At 56.9% G+C, this 21,031-nt stretch carries 16 protein-coding genes; 1 reads left to right on the top strand and 15 read right to left on the bottom strand.

All coding sequences use genetic code 11. From position 1 onward, the window contains the following. The first annotated feature begins 76 nt into the window (after positions 1-76). The gene (locus ACFPQ4_RS20905; protein ID WP_378113840.1) at positions 77-619 is read left to right on the top strand and encodes an NADPH-dependent FMN reductase; all 543 of its coding nucleotides are present in this window, start codon (positions 77-79) and stop codon (positions 617-619) included. Between the two features lie 158 nt (positions 620-777). On the opposite strand, the gene glnA is transcribed toward ACFPQ4_RS20905, so the two are convergent. From glnA to ACFPQ4_RS20830, 15 genes are all read right to left on the bottom strand, one after another. Next, positions 778-2,106: a type I glutamate--ammonia ligase gene (glnA, locus tag ACFPQ4_RS20900; protein ID WP_378113839.1), complete on the bottom strand. Its 1,329-nt coding sequence runs from the start codon at positions 2,104-2,106 to the stop codon at positions 778-780. Positions 2,107-2,136: 30 nt separating this feature from the next. Next, positions 2,137-2,550 (bottom strand): MerR family transcriptional regulator, encoded by a 414-nt coding sequence (locus ACFPQ4_RS20895; RefSeq protein ID WP_378113838.1) that lies wholly within the window; start codon positions 2,548-2,550, stop codon positions 2,137-2,139. An 87-nt stretch (positions 2,551-2,637) separates the two neighbouring features. Continuing rightward, positions 2,638-3,921, bottom strand: coding sequence for a methionine gamma-lyase family protein (locus tag ACFPQ4_RS20890; RefSeq protein WP_378113837.1), 1,284 nt, complete (start codon positions 3,919-3,921; stop codon positions 2,638-2,640). A gap of 220 nt (positions 3,922-4,141) precedes the next feature. After that, a complete protein-coding gene (hflX, locus tag ACFPQ4_RS20885) occupies positions 4,142-5,425 on the bottom strand; it encodes a GTPase HflX (RefSeq protein ID WP_378113836.1) in 1,284 nt (427 codons plus the stop codon). Positions 5,426-5,455: 30 nt separating this feature from the next. Beyond that, complete coding sequence (locus ACFPQ4_RS20880; RefSeq protein WP_378113835.1) at positions 5,456-6,433, bottom strand: AAA family ATPase; 978 nt, start codon at positions 6,431-6,433, stop codon at positions 5,456-5,458. Positions 6,434-6,508: 75 nt separating this feature from the next. Beyond that, complete coding sequence (locus ACFPQ4_RS20875; protein ID WP_378113834.1) at positions 6,509-7,093, bottom strand: YdcF family protein; 585 nt, start codon at positions 7,091-7,093, stop codon at positions 6,509-6,511. 81 nt (positions 7,094-7,174) lie between these two features. Continuing rightward, on the bottom strand, positions 7,175-7,735 hold the full coding sequence (locus ACFPQ4_RS20870) for a ribonuclease FAU-1 family protein (protein WP_378113833.1): 561 nt from the start codon (positions 7,733-7,735) through the stop codon (positions 7,175-7,177). Positions 7,736-7,922: 187 nt separating this feature from the next. Further along, positions 7,923-10,385 carry a transglycosylase domain-containing protein gene (locus ACFPQ4_RS20865; protein WP_378113832.1) on the bottom strand — a complete coding sequence of 821 codons (2,463 nt, stop codon included), beginning with the start codon at positions 10,383-10,385 and terminating at the stop codon, positions 7,923-7,925. Positions 10,386-10,559: 174 nt separating this feature from the next. Beyond that, positions 10,560-10,799 (bottom strand): RNA chaperone Hfq, encoded by a 240-nt coding sequence (gene hfq, locus ACFPQ4_RS20860; protein WP_378113831.1) that lies wholly within the window; start codon positions 10,797-10,799, stop codon positions 10,560-10,562. Between the two features lie 29 nt (positions 10,800-10,828). Continuing rightward, a complete protein-coding gene (gene miaA, locus ACFPQ4_RS20855; protein WP_378113941.1) occupies positions 10,829-11,809 on the bottom strand; it encodes a tRNA (adenosine(37)-N6)-dimethylallyltransferase MiaA in 981 nt (326 codons plus the stop codon). After that, positions 11,805-12,584, bottom strand: coding sequence for a class I SAM-dependent methyltransferase (locus ACFPQ4_RS20850; RefSeq protein ID WP_378113830.1), 780 nt, complete (start codon positions 12,582-12,584; stop codon positions 11,805-11,807). Before ACFPQ4_RS20850 ends, miaA begins: the two co-directional genes overlap by 5 nt. Then, positions 12,581-14,629, bottom strand: coding sequence for a DNA mismatch repair endonuclease MutL (gene mutL, locus ACFPQ4_RS20845; RefSeq protein WP_378113829.1), 2,049 nt, complete (start codon positions 14,627-14,629; stop codon positions 12,581-12,583). Before mutL ends, ACFPQ4_RS20850 begins: the two co-directional genes overlap by 4 nt. Before the next feature lie 25 nt (positions 14,630-14,654). Then, entirely contained in the window at positions 14,655-16,082 is a 1,428-nt protein-coding gene (locus ACFPQ4_RS20840; protein ID WP_378113828.1) for a S41 family peptidase, read from the bottom strand. A gap of 2 nt (positions 16,083-16,084) precedes the next feature. After that, a complete protein-coding gene (gene mutS, locus ACFPQ4_RS20835) occupies positions 16,085-18,796 on the bottom strand; it encodes a DNA mismatch repair protein MutS (RefSeq protein WP_378113827.1) in 2,712 nt (903 codons plus the stop codon). A 738-nt stretch (positions 18,797-19,534) separates the two neighbouring features. Next, positions 19,535-21,022: a putative amidoligase domain-containing protein gene (locus ACFPQ4_RS20830; protein WP_378113825.1), complete on the bottom strand. Its 1,488-nt coding sequence runs from the start codon at positions 21,020-21,022 to the stop codon at positions 19,535-19,537. Between the last annotated feature and the right edge of the window lie 9 nt (positions 21,023-21,031).

Genomic DNA, 21,031 nt, shown 5'->3' with positions numbered 1-21,031 from the left:
GAGCATAAAACGTCGGTTCATGGACATTATAGGAGTTGTCTGAACATACGACAAATACACTCGACAGGAGAATTATATGCCAACGTTAAAAATCGGAATCATTCTTGGAAGCACGCGGCAAGGCCGCGTCAGCCCTCAGGTCGGCGAGTGGGTAAAGAAAATTGCCGATGGACGCAACGACGCCAATTACGAGATCGTAGATATCGCTGAATACAAGCTTCCTCTGCTTGGCGAAGCGGATGCCACGGAACAAGCTACCGCATGGAATACGAAGCTGGCAAGCTTGGACGGCTTCGTATTCGTCGTCGCGGAATATAACCACAGTATCACGGGAGCGTTGAAGAACGCGATCGATTTCGCGCGCGAAGCGTGGAACAACAAAGCCGCGGGAATCGTCAGCTATGGCTCCGTAGGTGGCGCCCGCGCTGCCGAGCATCTTCGGGGCATATTAGGGGAAGTATCGATAGCGGACGTGCGCGTCCATGTAGCGTTATCGTTGTTCACGGATTTCGAGAACGGCAGCGTGTTCAAACCAGCCGAGCTACACCTGACTAACTTGAACGGTATGCTTGACCAGGTGGTCGCTTGGAGCGGCGCGTTAAAGACACTCAGGTCTTAGTCCCGCGCATAGCTAATGTCCGTGAAGAAAACCAAACAGGATGGGTCAGCGATCGGATCGCTGTTCCATCCTGTTTTTGGTTTCCCGAACACCAACTAAAAAACCGGCCCGCGAAGGTCCGAAGACATCGCGGTGCCGGTCAGCAATACGATCTAGATTTAGAACATCGTCAAATATTGATCGCGTTCCCATTGGTGGACTTGCGTGCGGTACATGTCCCACTCGATTTCCTTGAGCTCGTAGAAGTGGCTAAGCGCGTGATCGCCGAGCGTCTCGCAGACGACGTCGTCGCGAAGCATCTCGTTGAGCGCTTCCTTCAAGTTGATCGGCAAGCTAGGAATGCCGGCGTCGATGCGCTCTTCTTCGCTCATCACGTAGATGTTGCGATCGACCGGCGGCGGGGAAGTCATTTTGTTCGCGATTCCGTCCAAGCCGGCTTTCAGCATGACGGCAAGCGCCAAGTAAGGGTTAGCCGCAGGATCCGGGTTACGCGCTTCGATGCGCGTGCTAAGGCCGCGGGATGCCGGAATCCGAATCATCGGGCTACGGTTGCTTGCGGACCATGCCACATAGCAAGGCGCTTCATAACCAGGAACAAGTCGTTTGTACGAGTTGACCGTAGGGTTAGTGATAGCCGCGAATCCGCGCGCATGTCTCAAAATACCCGCCATGTATTGTCTAGCAATCGCGCTCAATCCGAGCTTGTCGTCCGCGTCGTAGAACGCGTTCTCGTTGCCACGGAACAGCGATTGGTGACAATGCATACCGGAACCGTTCACTCCGAACAGCGGCTTCGGCATGAATGTTGCGTGTAAGCCATGTTGACGCGCGATCGTCTTAACGACGAGCTTGAACGTCTGAATTTGGTCAGCCGCTTTGATCGCATCTGCGTATTTAAAGTCGATCTCATGCTGACCTGGCGCAACTTCATGGTGGGATGCTTCGATCTCGAAGCCCATTTCCTCGAGCATGAGCACGATATCGCGTCGGCAGTTCTCGCCTAGGTCGGTCGGCGCAAGGTCGAAATATCCGCCTTGGTCGTTCAGTTCCATAGTCGGGTTACCCTTCTCGTCCGTCTGGAACAAGAAAAACTCAGGTTCAGGTCCTACGTTCATCGTCGAGAAGCCCATATCTTCAGCTTCTTGCAGCGCACGCTTCAGAATGCCGCGAGGGTCGCCCGCGAACGGAGTGCCGTCCGGCATATAGATGTCGCAAATGAGGCGAGCGACGCGATCTTGCGTTACCCAAGGGAATACGACCCACGTGCTCAAATCCGGGTACAAATACATATCGGATTCTTCGATCCGAACGTATCCTTCGATCGAGGAGCCGTCGAACATCATTTTGTTATCGAGCGCTTTGTCCAGCTGGCTTACCGGAATCTCGACGTTCTTGATCGTGCCGAGAAGGTCCGTGAATTGAAGTCTGATGAACCGTACGTTCTGTTCCTTGGCGATCCGCTTAATATCTTCGCGAGTGTAGCTCATGACAGCCTCCTAGATTGGGCATCAGCCGTTTTATTTGTTTTTGAAAAAGCGCGATAGTTCGCCTTGGATCAAAGAAACTTGACCTGGACGTTTGCCTTGCATGAGCTGTTGCTTCAGCATGCGATGCAGCTGAGAATCGGACATCTCGCGACGCTTAACTTCCGACTGCTCGTTAATAATCGTCGCATCGCTCTCGCCCTGCCCGACAGGATTCATGACTTGCTTGATTCCCGCGATATTGACGCCCTTCTCGATCAGCGATTTAATCTCCATAAGACGTTCTACGTCATTGAAAGAAAACAGCCGCTGATTGCCGTCCGTGCGAGCGGGCTGGATTAACTCATGTTGTTCGTAGTATCGGATTTGGCGGGCGGTCAGGTCGGTCAGCTTCATTACGATGCCGATCGGAAACAACGCCATATTCCTGCGAATCTCGTCGCCCATGTCATACCAACCTTCCAGTTGACTGTTGTTTTTGAAATCACTTACATTGTATCCTCGTAGCAAAAACATGTCAAGGCATGTAAGGTTTTATTGGGCGAGATCTTTCAAATATCCGCGTTCGCTGAAAACCGACAAAACCCGCTGTACAGCTAACTTCACATGCGCATAAGTAAGTCCGCCTTGCATGTAAGCAATGTAGGGTTCCCTGATCGGAGCATCCGCCGACAGCTCCAGACTGCCGCCTTGGATGAACGTTCCCGCCGCCATGATTACGGGATGCTCATAGCCCGGCATGTCCCATGGTTCCGGTACGACGTGCGAGTCGACGGCTGCCGCTTGCTGGATCGCCTGCACGAAGTGAATAAGCGGATCTGGCTTGCCGAAGCGGATCGCTTGGATCAAATCGGTCCTTGGATCGTCCCACTTCGGATGCGTCTCGAAGCCGAGATTGCCGAATACCGCCGCCGCGAAAATACTGCCCTTTACCGCTTGCCCGACTAACAGCGGCGCTAGGAACAAGCCTTGGTAGATCGCGCGCGTCGTGCCTAGCATCGCTCCGACTTCGCCGCCGATGCCCGGTGCGGTCAAGCGGAATGCCGCAAGCTCGACCAGATCGGCGCGACCCGCGATGTATCCTCCGCTCGAAGCAAGCCCGCCTCCGGGATTTTTGATCAGCGAGCCGGCAATGAGGTCGACGCCGACTTCGGTCGGTTCGCGCTCTTCCGTAAATTCGCCGTAACAGTTATCGACGAACACGGAAGCCTGCGGACGCAAGTCTTTCAAGCGGCTGACCATGTCCCCGATCTGTCCGACCGAGAACGAAGGCCGCCAATCATAGCCTCTCGAGCGCTGGATGGCGAACACTTTCGTGCGCTCCGTTGTCGCCGCGGCAACGCCTTCCCAATCGACTCCCCCGTCGCTTAACAGCGGCACGAACGTCGAGCGAATGCCCCAGTCGGCGAGCGATCCGGTACCGTCGCCCGGTTTGCCGATTACTTTATGCAACGTGTCGTAAGGCTTGCCGGTAACGAATACGAGCTCGTCTCCCGGCCGCAATATACCGAATAACGCAGCCGATATCGTGTGCGTTCCCGACACGAGATGCGGCCGGACGATCGCGGATTCCGCGCCGAACACGTCCGCGTACACGAGATCAAGCACTTCGCGTCCGCGATCGTTGTAGCCGTAACCCGTCGAACCGGCAAAATGGTAATCGCTCACCTTATGATTCTGAAACGCCCGTATAACTTTCCACTGATTGCGCTCGACAATGCGATCCAGTTGCCGAAACCGCCCGGCGACTTGTTCCTCCGCCGCATCGGCCCATTGCTCCCACGCCTCGTCAAATCGTTGCTTGTTGCCGTCCTGCATAACCTGTCTTCCCTTCTTATGTATCCGTTGCAGCGCAACGAACAAACCGGTCTCCGAATCCGTACGATATCCATTCGAGAGACGGTTCCGATATTTACGTTAGATCAACTTACATTTGTTTACAAGTGATAACCCGAAAATGTAGCGTCATTAACAAAAATCGCGCCTTAAGACGGTTACCGTGCCCAAATACACAAGCAACGCGCTTGCCAAGGTCGTTTTAAACCCGGTACTCTTCGAGCGCGCGGCCGCGTTTTTCCATATCGGCAGGGTTCAAGCGAATCGTGAGGATCAGATCGTCGTCGTCGGTGTCTTGCTCCGTCACTTCACCGACGCGATACGCGAGCGCCGCCAAATCGCCGCGCGAAGCCGGAATGCGGAATTGCGCCACGTCGCCGAGTATCCGATCTTCTATCGCTTCCCGCAATTGCGCCAAATCCTGTTCCGAGAACGCGTTAACCCGAATGACGTCCGGACCGCCGGGCAACAAAGCCAGCACGTCCTCACCGCATTGATCGATTTTGTTATAGACGGTAAGCGTAGCTTTACCGCCGGCTCCGAGTTCTTGCAGCACTTCTTCGACGACATGTTGCTGACGCTCGCGCATCTGCGACGCGCTATCGACGACGTGCAGCAGCAACTCCGCTTCGTTCGCTTCCTCGAGCGTCGCCCGGAAAGCCGCCACGAGATCATGCGGCAAATTTTGAATGAAGCCTACCGTGTCGGTGAGCAGCACTTCTTTGCCGCTTGGCAGCGTCAAGCTGCGCGAGGTCGGATCCAACGTCGCGAACAGCTTGTCTTCGGCGAGGACGTCGGCAGCCGTCAGCTGACGGAGCAGCGTCGACTTGCCCGCGTTCGTATAGCCGACTAACGCGACCTGCACGACGCCCGACTTGCGCCGGCGCTCGCGATGCAGGACGCGGTGTTGGACGACCGTCTCGAGCTGACGCTTCAGCTCGGTGATCCGGTCGCGAATATGGCGTCGATCCATCTCGAGCTTCGTCTCGCCGGGACCTCTCGTCCCGATGCCACCGCCCAGGCGCGACAAATTGACGCCATGGCCGGACAGACGAGGCAACAAGTACGTTAATTGAGCAAGCTCGACTTGCAAAATCCCTTCGCGCGTCTTCGCCCGTCCGGCGAAAATATCGAGAATAAGCTGCGTGCGGTCGATAATTTTCAAATCGAGCGCTACTTCGAGGTTACGAACTTGCGCCCCCGACAGCTCTTGGTCGAAGATCGCCGTCGTAGCGCCCGTCTCCTCGGCCATTTCCTTGATTTCCTGCGCTTTGCCTTTTCCGACGAACCACTTGGAGTCCGGCACGTCTTTATTTTGCATCAGCGTACCGATCACTTCGACCCCTGCGGTCTCGGCTAGCGATACGAGCTCAGCGAGCGAATGCTCCGGGTCCGAGCCGGAGCGTTTCACTTTGTCGGTGACGAGGCTGACGAGAATCGCTTTTTCCAGCTGTTCCGCGCTCGTATCGTATGTGCTCATTTTCATCCGGAGCCAACCTTTCTTAATTACGCTTGATCATAAGCCCCGCAAGTCCTCGGGTTTGAGCGCCATCAGCTCATGCCGTCCCGGCGAGCTGGACGGATACGTCGTAAGCAGGCGCACGGCCTGATTGCGGATCGCCCTCTCGAGCACGTTGCGTACGTATCTGGCGTTGCTGAAATGATAGAACGATTCGTTCTTTTCGTAGGCGAGCAATTGACGAAGCTTGAACAACGCCTGCGGCAGCAGCGTGTATTCTCTTTCCTTCATCATGCCCTCCGCGATCAGCGTTAACTGATCGATCGAGTAATCCGGAAATTCGATTTGAATCGGAAATCGCGAAGGAAGACCCGGATTCGTCATCATGAACGCTTCGATTTCCATCGTGTAGCCAGCAAGAATAAGAACGAATTGATTTTTGTAATCTTCCATCGCTTTGACGAGCGTATCGATCGCTTCTTTGCCGAAGTCTTTCTCTCCGCCGCGCGCCAAGCTGTAAGCCTCGTCGATGAACAGCACGCCGCCGATCGCTTTCTTAACGAGATCGCGCGTCTTGAGCGCCGTATGTCCGATGTATTCGCCTACGAGGTCCGCGCGCTCCACTTCCACGAGATGACCTTTGGCGAGCAATCCCATCCCTTGGAACAGCTTGGCGAGCAGCCGCGCAACCGTCGTCTTGCCCGTACCCGGGTTCCCTTTGAAAATCATATGATACACTTGCGGTTGCGCCTGAAGCCCCGATTCGGAGCGATATTGCGACACCTGAAGCAAAGCGTATATTTCGTAAACGAGTTCCTTCACGTTATCCAGACCGATCATGCGGTCCAGCTCTTTCTGCCACTCGATCCACGGGCCCGTCTGCGGAAGCGGCGCTTTGTTCGCCGCAGGCGCTTCGAAAGCGCCGTAACCGCCCGACGATTCCGCGTTGCGCAGAACGACGTTAATTTGCCGGGAAGGCCGCTTCGCCGATGACGAGGATCCTATCGTTCCCGATGTGCCTACTTTTGCGTTCATCGCGCTCACCCTACCTTGGCCTTAGTCGGACGAAAATTCCGCAGTACCAATGTATTCGCGCAGGTCAAACCCTAGTCATAGGAACATTTTGCGGACGAGCCACTTCGTGTAAGCAAGCACTTCGCGAGCCTCGTGATAATGGATCTTGAGCACTTCGGAGTCCGTCACTTGAACCTGCACGGGAGAATAGTCGAGCGTCCGCGCCATATCCGCGGCTCTGGAACCATGATAACTGTGCGTGACGATGACCGCCGAATGCCAGCCTTGCTCGGACATAATGTCCTTCGCGTACAACAAATTCTCGTACGTGTCCCGGGACAGCTTATCCATCGCGATCGCTTCGTCCGGAACTCCGTGAGCGATCAAATATTCGCGGCTTCCTTCCGCTTCCGACAACCGGGCTGTCGGCTTATCTTTGCCGCCGGTAACGATCAGATGCGAGAACATCCCTTGATCGTACAGCTTGATCGCGTAATCGAGCCGTTCTTTGAGCGCCGGGCTTGGCACTTCGTCCCACAAGCTCGCTCCTAGGACGATACCTACGTCCGCGCGAACGGATTCGGCATCGCTAGGCACGCCTCCGAACGTCACGATTTTCGCGTACAATACGCCACACCAGACCGCTACAGCTAACGTTCCCGCAGCAGTAACCCACAACAACCGACGGGTGAATCCCGAACGCAATTTTCTCGTTTTCGCAGAACGAGAGGCCAATGGCCTCTCCCCGGTTTCCCTACGCATTTAACCGTTTCCTTTCTCCCAGCCCAGTTTCTCCAAATAAACGCGTCTGTGATTCAGGCTCATGTCGAAGTAAGGGAATTTGTTCTGATTGATCAGCTCGAGCAGCCGCGCGGCCGTCTTTTGCGCCATCGCGGAATCGCGCGGCGTAATTTGGCCTTCGTCGAGCGCTTCTTCCAGCTCGTCTTCGTCCAACAGCAGCTTCTCCCCGCTCGGCAGCACGACGATGTCCAAGAACAGATCGTCGAACCACGGCACCTGCTGATCGGTTAGTCCTTGCGTCTTGCAAATGTCGATGTACCATTGCACCACTTGACCGCGGTCATCGAACATCGTCGTCACGACGAAATGCTCCCCGCGCGGAAAATGCTGCATCCATAAGTACCCGCGGTCTGCGAGGCACATTTTGCGTCCATTGTATTCCTTCCACAACGGATCCCTAAGATCGTGTATGCGATACAGCGTAACGAATCCTTTGAAATGAGGTTCATCCATCGGAATACAAGCATAGCTCTTCTTCAATATTCGCCGCCAATTGGCCCGATCCGAAAATTTACGTTTCATAAGCAAAGCCTACCTTTTCAATCCTACATATAACGAGTCTAACACAACTTACCTCCTCGAACCAAGCAAAAACGGCAGCTGCCGAACATTGCGAAAATAAAAAAAGCCCCGAACCGCCGGTCTTGTTCGGCTGTTCGGGACTTCATTGGCTATCGATATTCGTCAGGCTCGGAACAGTCGCTCCGGTTTAAGGATTCGGCTGCTCAATGACCGGTATGCTCTCGCTCGGCGTCGGGCTTTCGCCCTCTCCGGGACTCGGCGAAGGCGATTCGACCGGCGGGATTACCTCGCCGCCGTTTCCGCCTTCCGGAGGCTGTTCGCTAGGCGCCTCCGACGGCGGAACGACTTCTCCGCCTTCTTCGCCGGGCGATGGAGTCACGACAGGTTCGCCGGCCGGAATCTCAAGCGTCGCCTGTTCGGAAGGTTCGCTCTCGAGCTTCTTCGAAGACTGAACCGACGTTACGTAGTACGTATACGTCTTACCGGCCTCGATCGTCATATCCTCTAAAGTCGAATCCGAGATTTCGGCCATCTGTTTGAAATCGGCCTCGGAAGCTTCCTTGCGATACACTTTGTAGGTGATGCCTTCGCCTTCCACCGTCGTCCATTCTAGCTGAACGATGTGGGCCGCACTGTCGTACGAAGCTCTTAGTCCATCGATGCCCGGCAGCTTCTCCTGCGGCTTCAAGCCTTCCGGGACCGGGAACGACTGCTTCTTCTTGCCGGACAGCGCCTTGGACATAACCGACGAGAACATCTTCGCGGCTTCGCCGCTGTTAGATGACAGATGATGCGTCTCGTCCGTCTTGTCGTAGCCGTACCAGACGGCCGCCGTCCATTCCGGCGTATAGCCGACGAACCAAATGTCGCGGTTACCCGCGCCGTTCGCGTTCTGCGTCGTACCGGTCTTCCCGGCGACCGTGCGTCCGCTAATCGCCGCGTTAACGCCCGTGCCGCCCTTCTGAACGACGCCTTGCATGAGCTGCGTCACGTAATACGCCGTCGTCTCGGACATGACTTGTTTCGCCTTCGGCTCCTTGTACGTATAGATCGAATCGCCGTTGCGATCCGTTATCGACAGGATGCTATGCGGATCCTGGAGCGTCCCGCCGTTCGCGAAAGCGGCGTACGCATTTACCATCTCCAGCGGCGTCGCCCCATAGGTCAAGCCTCCGAGCCCCATCGCCAGGTTGCGATCTTGCGGATCAAGCGTGATCCCCAGACGTTTCGCGAAATCCATGCCCGTCTTTACGCCGATCTGATTCAACAACCATACCGCCGACACGTTGCGCGATTCCTTGATCGCTTCGCTCATCGGAATTTCGCCGCGGTATTTATTTTTCGAGTTGGAGTTCGTCGGACAGTAGTTGTTGAAGCACTGCTTAACGTCCTGCACCGTAGACCAAGGGAAGAAGTCCCCCGTCTCTATCGCCGGGCCGTACACCGCGATCGGCTTGAACGAAGAACCCGGCTGGCGAGGCTTCGTCACGCGGTTGTAGCCCTTCTTGCTATAATCCCGTCCGCCGACCATGGCGATGAGCGAGCCGTCGTGCTGGTCCATGATGATCATGGCGGCTTGCGGCATCGTGCCGTCCTTGTTGTTTTCCTCGAACAAGGCGTCGTTCGCGAACGCCGTCTCCATCGCGGACTGGGCTTTCATGTCGATCGTCGTCTTGATCGTGTAGCCCGAGCTAAGCAGCTCCTCCTCGGTCAAACCGGTCTTGTCTTTCGCTTCTTCGACTACGTAGTCGAGATACGTCAAATATTTGCCTTTCTTTTCCGGAACGGAATCCGGATCGTAGACGACTTTGGCCGCCGCTTCCTTCTCCGCCGCGGTAATAAGCCCTTGATCCTCCATCAGGCTCAGCACGACCGCTCGGCGTTCCATCGACTTCTCCGGATTGCTGCGCGGGTTGTATACGTTAGGAGCTTTCGGTATGCCGGCTAGCGTCGCGATCTGCCAGATCTTCAAATCTTCCAGGTTGCTAACGTTGAAATAATATTTAGCGGCCGTCTTGATGCCGTATTGGCCTCGGCCGAAGTAAATGCGGTTCAAGTACAGCTCCAAAATTTCTTCCTTGCTCTTATGATTCTCGAGCGCGAGCGCGAGCGAAGCTTCCGTACCCTTACGGAAAATCGTTTTGTCGGCGTTCAGGAACAAGTTTTTGGCGAGTTGCTGCGTAATCGTGCTAGCCCCTTCGACCGCGCTTCGCGCGATAACGTCTTTGACGAGCGCGCGCCCGATGCCGAGCAGGTCGATGCCGCTATGCTCGTAAAAACGCTTGTCTTCCGTCGCGACGAACGCGTCCGACAGCAGCTTCGGAATCTGGTTGAACGGCACGAACTCTCGGTTGCCTTCGGACACGTACAGGTTCGCGACCTGGTTCCCGTTGCGGTCCACGACGATGGACGCCGTATCGAGGTTAAGTTTGTTGATGTTGGCCGTCAGCAATCGCTCGCCGTTCAAAATAACGAGCAAATAACCGACGACGGCGCACACGACCGCGAACAATAGGACGAAAAATAACCAGATGAGTCCTCTCTTTTTGCGTTTGCGAGGTCCTTTGCTTTTCCCTTTGCCGCTGCCTTTGCCTTTGCCTCTCGCTTTGTTCGGTTCTATGGCGTTGTCGTTCGCTTCATGTAGGTTCATGATGTTCTCCCCCTCTATCCGTATCTTGATCTCTCTCTAAAGTATGGTCTTCGCGATTCGATCCTAAATAAAGAACAACCCGCTAGCGGGTTGCTCGTGTGCCGGTCTATTTAGTTAGACGCTGATCGTCATGCAAAAGTTTCACTGATGACCGATCCCGGGGGCGCGAATCGCTTAGTCCGATGCGTTGTCTTGCTGCATGAGAGACACGTTGCGCTGCGGCATAAACGTGCTGATCGCATGCTTATAAACCATTTGCTGGCGACCCTCGCTGTCAATTACGATGGTGAAATTGTCAAATGCGCGGACGATGCCGCGAATTTGAAATCCGTTCGTCAAGTAGACCGTTACCGGAATGCTGTCTTTGCGAAGTTGATTGAGAAACGTATCCTGGATGTTAATGGACTTGTTCATTAGCCGAAAACCCCCATCGCCACAAATATTTATGAAGAAATATATTCAATGTCCATCGGAAACTTTCCTGCTATTATATCACAGGTTGCCGCGAAAAGTCCGTTGTTTTTTGCGGCGACGTCCAGATCGACCCATTCCAGCGACTTCATATGTCGAAACCACGACAGTTGCCGCTTCGCAAAATGTCTCGTATCCCGCTTAAGCACGTCGACTGCCGTCTCGTACGGCATCTCGCCGGCCAAGTAGGCGGCGATCTCCTTGTAGCCTAATCCGCGCATCGAAACGGCGTCTCTCGGAACGCCGGATTCGAGCAATCCCCTCACTTCTTCGACCAGGCCGGCGGACAGCATCTCGTCGATCCGCTGCTCGATCCGCTCATAGAGAACCGCGCGATCCATCGTCAGTCCGATAAGGCATAATCGATAAGGCGATTGCTTATCGTCTCCGCGCGCTTGGGATTGTTGCTCGGACAACGGCTTGCCCGTCACACGGTGAACTTCGAGCGCGCGCACGACGCGTCCTACGTCGTTGGCATGCAGTTTCGCCGCGCTCGCCGGATCGACGGCCGCCAGCTTCGCGTGGAGCGCTTCGTTGCCATGCGTCGCCGCATATTCCCGTTGTTCCTCGCGGTAGGCTTCGTCTGCGCCCTGCTCCCGAAACTCGAAGCCGTAACAGACGGATTCCACATATAGCCCGGTGCCTCCGACGATCATCGGCAACCGGCCGCGCGCGGTAATCTCTTCGATCGCATCCGTGCAACGGCGTTGAAACTCCGATACGGAGAACGGATGCTCGGGCTCGCAAATATCGATCAAATGGTGCGGGACGCCTTCGCGTTGTTCCGGCATCAGCTTGGCGGTGCCGATATCCATCCGTCGATACACTTGCATCGAATCGCCGCTAATGATCTCCGCGTTGTATTTCTTCGCCAGCTGTAGGCTAAGCGCCGTCTTGCCGATGGCCGTAGGGCCGACGAGCACGAGCAGCGGCGGCCGACGATCCGGTTCAATCCTCACTATTAATCACTCCGTATGCCACCGAGGAACCCGACTTGCGAGCCAGGCTGAAGCCAAGCTCCGCGAAATGTCCGCTACCCCGGTTGTCTTTGAGCACGATCTTCTTCCGAGCGACCCGTATCGCCTCACGGACCGAACCGATCTGTAGCGGTTCCATGCGGGCTTGGGATCGTAGCGGCGCGAGCGCGCTGGACGAGTTGACCGGACGCTCGAACATCGGATCGAAGTAGACGATGTCGACGCTTTTATCTTTTAACTGCGCTAAATAACTTTCGTAGTCCGATTGGATGGCTGTAATCGCCCGCATAGCGTTATCCACCTCGGGAATGCCGGACTCGTACGTCTTCAAACCTTCGCGAACGATCGCATGCAATACGGGCGAAGCCTCTAGCGCAATGACTTTGCCTTGGCGTCCGACCGCGTAGCTATAGACGAGCGCGTCCGCGCACAAGCCGGCCGTGCAGTCGAGCACGACATCGCCTGGAGCGGCATCGCTAACGCTGACCAGCGTATCCCTACCGCCACCGATGAGCCGCTTCAAGCGAACGAGCGCCATGCTCGGATGGAAGAAGAGCGGCGGTCCGTCCGCGGGAACGAGCTTCACTTCCTTAGGCCCGACGATAGCTACGTCAACGTTCCCGTTCGACCGGCTCATTCTGCTGATCGATTGCTGCAGCCGCGGAACGTAGGCGGCTTGCCACTCTTCCGCTAGCGAATTCGCGCGTTCCACCGTGCTTTCGTCCGGACGCTCCGAAGTCGTAACGATCACGACGTCACCCGTTTGAACATTTTCTCCAGCTCGTACGTGCTGAAGCTGACGACGATCGGACGGCCGTGCGGACACGTATAAGGCTGCCTGCATGCGGCGAGTCGCTCGAGCAGCTTCTCTCCGGCTTCCCTCGTCTGCGCTTGGTTGGCTTTGATTGACGCCTTGCAGGAGCACATGATAGCCGCTTGCTCTCTTAGCTTCTTCAAATCTATGCTCTTCTCTTTCATGACCCATTCCGCCATTTCGCGAACGACGGCCGCTTCGTCCCCGTCGGGGAACCAATGCGGTACGGCGCGGATCATGAACGTATTGCCGCCGAAGTCTTCCAAATAAACGCCCGCGCTCTCGAAAGCGGCGAGCCGCCCGCGCAGCAGGATGCATTCGTCCGGCGAAAACTCCAGCGTAACCGGAAGCAGCAGTTCTTGGCTTGCCTCTTCCGGACGTCCGAACTTATCGAAATAAAACTCGTAATGAATGCGTTCGTGAGCGGCGTGTTGATCGATCAAATACAAACCGTTCTCGTTCTGGGCGACGATATAGGTGCCGTGCAACTGCCCGATCCAACTGAGCTCGGGAAAAGACGGAGCTTGCGGTTTCGCTGCCGGCGCCGCGAACGCGGCTTCCCAGACGCTTTCCGGAATTTGCACGGGCGGTTGTTGGGATTGCTGCATCGGTTTCGGCGAGTACGAAGAGCTTGGTGTCGTTGGCTTGGCGTAGTTGCTGTTGTTGCTGTTATTGCTGTTGTTGCCGGAATATTTGCTTTCGTTATATTGGCCTGCCGGGCGACTGTTGCTGTAATGGCTCACAGACCCGCTGTTGCCGAAATTACCGCTATTAAAACTATTGCCGTAGCTGGGCTTCGACTCGGAAACGTTAGGCTCGCTGACCGGCGCGACGGTCTCGGCAGTCGCGGCGGTTTCCAGCTCGATGGTCGGCGACGCCGCGATCTGTTGATCGGCCGCGTTCGTCTCGGAGGGAGGAACTTGGAACCGAATTTGCTCTTGTACCCAACTGCTTTGCTTCGGGGCGCGAGTAGCCGCGCCGGAAGGAATATGCGCCCGGCCGCCGAGCGCCTCCTTCACCGCTTGCTCGACGAACGAACGCAGCTCGTTTTCTTTGCTGAACCGCACTTCGAGCTTCGCCGGATGAACGTTCACATCGACGAGCGTCGGATGCATCGTCAGCCGCAATACGGCCAGCGGGTAACGGTGAAGCGGCAACAGCGTATGATACGCCTGCAGCAACGGTTGCATGACCGCTTGGCTGCGCACGTAACGACCGTTGACGAGCACCGTCACCGCGCCGCGGTTGGCGCGCGTCTCGGACGGCAACGCGGTAACGCCCGTCAGCGAGTAATCCGGATGCTCGGCTTGGAGCGCGATCGTAGCCTTGGCGGAAGACGTACCGTAGATGGCGGCAACGACTTGCCGAAGATCGCCGTTACCGGGCGTCCTGAGCAGCAAATTGCCGTTATGGGTGAACGTGAACGCGATGTCCGGTCTTGCCAGCGCCTGCCGGTAGACGACGTCCGACAGATGACCTAACTCGGTCTGTATCGTTTTCATATACTTAAGACGCGCCGGGGTGTTGAAGAACAAGTCGCGAACGACCATCTCCGTCCCTTTGGGCGCGTTTATTTCTTTGTTGGCGACTAACGCGCCGCCTTCGATTTCGACGCAACGGCCAAGTCCGCTGTTGTCGGTCGAGCTGACGCATTTGATTTTGGCGACGGCCGCGATACTCGGCAGTGCCTCTCCGCGGAAGCCGAGGGTAGCGATCTGGAACAAATCTTTGCCGGTGGCGATTTTGCTCGTCGCATGCCTTTGGAACGCGACGAGCATGTCGTCCGCTTCGATCCCCGTGCCGTCGTCGGCGATGCGGAGCAAGGCGAGCCCGCCTTCTTCGGCCGACACGTCGATGCGGGAAGCTCCGGCATCCACCGCGTTCTCTATTAATTCTTTTAAGACGGAAGCCGGACGCTCTACGACCTCGCCAGCCGCGATCTGATTCGCCAAATGTTCATCGAGGGGGCGGATAATGCCCATGCCGACTCACTCCTTTATCTATCCGTTAACCCGCCGCGGTCAGCTTAAGCGTCTCGCCCGAGACGGAATAGCTGAAGCCCGGGTACCATCTTTGCAGCATTTTGATATCGATTAACGTTCTGCCGTTCTTGACGACGAGATGCGCGTCGTTCGTTGGGATCGTATGCACGGTTTTACCTTTGGTCAACGTGAATACGTGCTTGTCCGCATCGTATTTCAGCTTCGCTCCCGCGACGGAAGCGCCCATTCGGATATTAACGTACCAGTCGCCTTTGCCGTTCTTGAGCGCCGCGGACGGCTCGGCCGTGCGAATCCCGTCCATCGTGACGACGTCTTTGTTGGCCGTGAGCACGACCTTGCGTCCGCCCATCATCCGATACGCTTCGACCAGCTGGCTGGCCGGGTCTTGGACGACCACGTCAGGCGTCAAGCCGACTTTGTCGACCTTATGCTCGCTAGGCGTAAAATATTGCCGGATCGTCAGCTTGAGCACGCCGCCGCTCTTCAGCGACACGATCGATTGCACGACGCCTTTGCCATAAGTCTGCGTACCGACTAGGCTCGCGACGCCATAGTCTTGCAAAGCGCCGGCGAGAAGCTCCGATGCGCTCGCGGAATTGCCGTTCACGAGGACGGCGATCGGATATCGCTTTCTCGATCCGCGCACGTCCAGCGGACTGTCGTTATCGTCGCGGTCGCGCATATAGGCGAGCACGCCGCTCTCCAAAAACAATCCCGCGATTTTTTGCGCCGTATCCACGTAACCGCCGCCGTTGTCGCGCAAGTCGAACACGAGCGATTTTAACCCTTTCGCTTCGAGCGCGGACAGCTGTTTCTTCACTTCCTCCGCTGCGTCCGAAGTAAAGCCGGATAAGGACAAATACCCTACGCCGTCGCCGAGCATGTTGGAGGTTACGGTCGGCAAATGCAATTGCTGCCGCACGATAATGAAGTCGAGCTTCATTCCTGCGCGCGTAACGCTAAGGCTAAGCTTCGTTCCTTCCTCGCCGAGCAGCAGCTGCTGGATTTCCGCGGTCGTCTTGCCGCTTAGCGACTTGCCCCCTGAAGAGGTTAGCTTGTCTCCCGCAACGATGCCGACGGATTCGGCCGGGCTGCCCGCGATCACTTCATCGACGTAGACGGCGCCTTTCTCTTCCCTCATGACGATGCCGATGCCGACGAACGTCTTTTCCAGTACGGAATTGAAAGCTTTCCACTCTTTGTTGTCGTAATATTGGGTATAGGGGTCTTTGAGCGTTGCGATCATCTCGTCGATGTTGTCGCTGCTCAGCGATTGTTCCGTCGGTTTTCCGTAATGGTAGTCGAGCAGCAGCTGCCGTACTTCCTTCACTTGCTCGGGCGTATCGGCTAAAGCGGCTGAAGTCCATCCGAGCGTTAGTGCAAGGCTAAGTACGACGGCCAACGGCGATTTCCATTTACGCATGCGAATCATTATTAAGCTTCACCGCTCTCGGTTAGTTGGTTGCGCGCGTCGTTCAGCCATTCCAGCGCCTGAAGCGGGGTCATCCGCATGACGTCGATTTTGCGCAGCTTGTCCAGCAGCTTCTCTTGCACCGGAGTGGTTGCTTTGGCGGATTTAGCCGGCGTTGCCGGTTCCGCGAACATCGACAGCTGGAAAACGCCGTTAGGCGAAGATGCTGGCGGTTCGATGGCAGGTGGCAGCACTGGCGTTGATGTTGGCGAAAGTACCGAGGATGGCGTCGGAGCATAGGATGCTCCTTGCTCTCTCGTCACGGCGGCTTCGCGCGCGGTCAAAGATCCGCTTTCCTGCAACAACCCGTAAGCTCTCGATACGATCGTCTCCGGCAAGCCCGCAAGCTGCGCGCAATAGATGCCGTAGCTGGAGTCCGCCGCTCCTGGGACGAGCTTGCGCAGAAACGTGACGCCCTCCGCGCTTTCTTTGACCGCCATGCAGCCGTTGCGCAAGCCGGGAAGCGAGTTTTCCAAGTGGGCCAGCTCGTGAAAATGGGTCGATACGAGCGCCTTGCAGCGGATGTGATCGTGCACGTATTCGATAACCGACTGGGCGATCGCCATGCCTTCGTCCGTAGACGTGCCGCGTCCCAATTCGTCGATAATAATAAGGCTTCGCTCGGTCGCCTGCTCCGTCATCACTTGTATGTCTTTCATCTCGACCATGAACGTGCTCTGTCCTCCGACGAGGTCGTCGGCCGCGCCGATCCGCGTGAAAATGCGGTCGATGAACGGCAGTACCGCACGGCGAGCCGGCACGAAACAGCCGATTTGCGCCATGAGGCAAATCATCGCGACTTGGCGCATATACGTGCTTTTGCCGGCCATGTTCGGACCGGTAATAAGCAGGATAGAGCCTTCCGCGCGGGTAAGCTGCGAGTCGTTGGCGATGAATACGCCGTTCTCGTTAACCGACTCCACGACGGGATGACGCCCGTCCTCTATCGTTAAATCGTAGTTGTCTCCATCTGTCCAGCTAGGGCGCGTGTATCTACGCTCCGCGCTCGCTTCGGCGAACGATTGCAGCACGTCGAGCGCCGCGAGACTTTCGGCTAGACGCTGAAGACGCGCCATCTGACCGCCGATTTGTTCGCGCAGCTTCAAGAAGATGTCGTATTCCAGGTCGACCATCCGCTCTTCCGCTTCGAGGATAAGCGCTTCTTTCTCCTTCAGCTCGGGCGTGACGTACCGTTCGGCGTTCGCCAGCGTCTGCTTGCGCTCGTAACGACCTTCCGGTAGGGAACCTAGATTCGATCGCGTCACTTCCAAATAGTAGCCGAACACTTTGTTGAAGCCGATCTTCAACGATTTGATGCCGGTCGCTTCGCGCTCTTGGCGCTCGAGCTCGGCGATCCACTGCTTGCCGTTCTGGCTCGCGTCGCGCAGCGCGTCAAGCTTCGCGTCGTACCCGGGGCGAATGAGGCCGCCGTCGCGAATGTTCGCGGGCGGTTCGTCCGCGATCGCAAGCTCTATCGCGTTCGCCAAGTCTTGGCAAGCATCCATCTGGTCGGCAAGATTCGTAAGCGGTCCCGCGTTAAGATTATGGCAAAGAGACTGGATGGACGGCACGCGTTGAAGAGACGTCTTGAGCGCGTTCAAATCACGGCCGTTCGCGGTGCCGTAGGCGATTCTGCCCGTCAGCCGCTCCAGGTCGTACACTTCGCCTAGCTCGTCCCTTAGCTCCTTGCGTTGCAGCCAATCTTGGTGGAGCGCCTCGACGGCGTCCAATCGGCGATCTAATTGCTGCTTATCGAGCAGAGGTTGGTCGATCCAGCGCTTAAGAAGACGCGCGCCCATTGCCGTGCGCGTACGATCGAGCAGCGAAATCAGCGTGCCTTTGCGCGTGCGGTCCCGCACCGTCTCTGTGAGCTCGAGGTTGCGCCTAGTGAACGCGTCGAGCGACATGAACGCTTCCGAATCGTAAGCTTTGATGGCGCGAATATGCGTTAACGAACGTTTTTGCGTCTCGTTAAGATAAGCGATGAGATGGGCGACGGCTTGCCGCCTTACGGTCTCGTGGCGGCTCCATTGCTCGTCCGGGAATTGCTCGGCGAGCGGCGCGGAATCGGACGATTCGCGAACCGTCGTTACGATCGCGCGGTTGATCGGTTTTAACGCATCGATAATAAGCGTGATTGCCCGGTCGTCGCCGACCGCTTCCGCGGGGCGATAGACGTTTAGCACGTTTTTGACGGCTTCGCCCGTTGCCGGGAACGAAGTGACGTACAGCTCGCCGGTCGTCAAGTCGCATGCCGCGACGCCGTAACGTCCTTCGGCTATCGCCGCGCCAACTATAAAATTGTTGGATCCGTCGCCTAGCGTACGCGAATCCATCACCGTGCCCGGCGTAACGATGCGCACGATTTCGCGGCGCACGACGCCTTTCGCCGTGGCGGGATCTTCCACTTGCTCGGCGATCGCGACTTTATAGCCTTTGTCGATCAGCTTGGCGATATAGCCTTCGGCCGCATGGTAAGGAACGCCGCACATCGGAATCCGTTCCTCTTGCCCGGCGCCTCGGCCCGTGAGCGTAATTTCAAGCTCGCGCGACGCGGTTAACGCGTCGTCGAAAAACATTTCGTAAAAATCGCCTAGGCGGTAAAATAAAATCGCGTCCGTCGCACCCGCTTTTACGGACAAATATTGTTCCATCATGGGAGTGTAACCGGCCATCGCAACCTCCGAGTATGTATCGTCAATGTTCGATCTCTCGAACGGATATTCGCTTTATTATATCAAAAAAATCGTAGCGATGTCTGCGGGATCTGCACGTTGGGGTCCGGAAAGGCAGCTATTGCTGGATTCAGACGAAATGTTTGCGCGATTCGGTGAGAGTGCGGTGGTAATGTGCGTGCGTTGGGCTGAGAATGACGGAAGCACGCGTGCGCTTGCTGAGATTGACGGAAATGCGAATGCACTTGCTGAGTTTGGTCGAAATGCGAGTGCGCGTGTTCGAGATCGGCGGTTTTTCCGGTTATTTCGTTGCAATTGGACGCGCGCGTGGCTGAGATAGCAGGTTTTTCCGGTTATCTCGGTGCAATTAGACGTGCGCGTGTTCGAGATCGGCGGTTTTTCCGGTTATTTCGTTGCAATTGGACGCGCGCGTGGCTGAGATAGCAGGTTTTTCCGGTTATCTCGGTGCAATTGGACGTGCGCGTAGCCGAGATAGCAGGTTTTTCCGGTTATCTCGGTGCAATTAGACGTGCGCGTGGTCGAGATAGCAGGTTTTTCCGGTTATCTCGGTGCAATTGGACGTGCGCGTGGTCGAGATCGGCGGTTTTTCCGGTTATCTCGGTGCAATTGGACGCGCGCGTGGCTGAGATAGCAGGTTTTTCCGGTTATCTCGGTGCAATTGGACGTGCGCGTGGTCGAGATCGGCGGTTTTTCCGGTTATCTCGGCAACAAGGCAAATTAGGTTACCGTGATTCCCCATCGTTCCCGCAAATCCGTCGTTTCATTCCATGTACGGTTGCGGTCGATCGCATCGAACAGCGGCGCGATGAGTGACTCATACTTGAGATACCCGCTCGTTGACGCGAGTACAGCGCGAACCTTTGCCATCCCGGCGAGCAGCACGTCGCGATCGCCGGCGTAGAACGCGTCGCGGACGTAATCCTCGTCCAGCGGGCGATGCGCCGCTAGCTCGCGGGCGTGCTCCGCCGCGACCTTCGCCAGCGCGAGCGCGCCGCAAGCGAGACGCGGCGAGACGAGCCAGCTCGGCGGCGTGCGGTACTCGAAGCCGCCGTGGCTTTGGCGGCGAAAGTCGCCGAGCGCCCCGAAGCGCGGGCGACGCGCCGCCGCGGACGGCGGCTCCAGCAAGCGCAGCGGCAGGGCGACGGCATTATCGAGCGCGCGCAGCCGCTCGCCGGTAAGCGCAGCGCCGCTTATGTGGACGTGGCCGCCCAGCGGCAAGCCACGGACGGGCCCTGCCCCGGCGCGCCACGCTAGCTTGGCGCCGGCCGTTCTTCGCGCCGCCGCCGTCAGCAGGCGGCGCACATCTGCCGCGACGGCGGCGGGCTCCGTCGCTGGCGCGGGGCGCAGCTCCGCCAGCGGCCAACGGCGGACGCCGCGGATGACGACGGAGTCGCAGCCTGCGTCCCCGTCGCGCGGGAAGTAGCGCGATGCCGGAACGACTTTGCCGTCCGGCGCTAGCATAATGAACTCGGGGTCCGCGCCTAGCGTAACGTTGACCCTCCCCAGCATCTCTGCCATCCACGTCGCAGCGAAACCGGCAACGGCTTCCGCCAGCGTCTTCTCCCCTTCCCCCTTCGAAGGCGACATTCGCGTGTGAACAGCAACAATCGTAGCTCGGCCCCAGTCGTCTAGCTCCAAGTCTACTTGGCCGAAGTCGAGTCCAACGATATATAACGCTCGGACGGCGGCTTTAGCGATGATATTGCGTAGACGATCGTCGATCAGTTGGTTTTGCATGTTTTCCGATATGTAATTAACACCATTAATCAGCTTACTTCGGCTATATACACGCTGCATATCGACGACGGCAAGGTCGAACACCGTAACCGTATAACGACGCGACGAAGAAGCCTGTCCCGCGGATAAGCCGGAGCCAAAGTCCGCTGCAAGCCCTTCCCGAAGCAATCTGCGTTCGATTTCCTCGTTCTTAAGCAGCGCAAACAGGTCAGCCGAACGGTTCATGAGCCAAGGGGATATCGCCGCACTCGCTCTCGAGCCGATCCTGAACGAAGGGGATATCGCTAATAAGGCTCTATCGCTCCGTCCGCCCCTCCTGCCAACCGCACCTTCCCCAATGCAAAGCACGCAGTCGTTCGCTTGCAAAACCGCACGCTCCGGAAACTCTGGGATACCGGCATCCGTCATCCACCTGGCTTTCGGCTCGCCTCCGCGGTCCAACCAAACCCTGCCAGCACCGCTATCCACCTCGAGTCC

It is taken from the genome of Cohnella yongneupensis (assembly GCF_042655785.1).
Taxonomy (GTDB): Bacteria; Bacillota; Bacilli; order Paenibacillales; family Paenibacillaceae; genus Cohnella; species Cohnella yongneupensis.
Note: the sequence above shows the minus strand (reverse complement) of the source record. Positions and strands in the feature narration are given on the sequence as shown.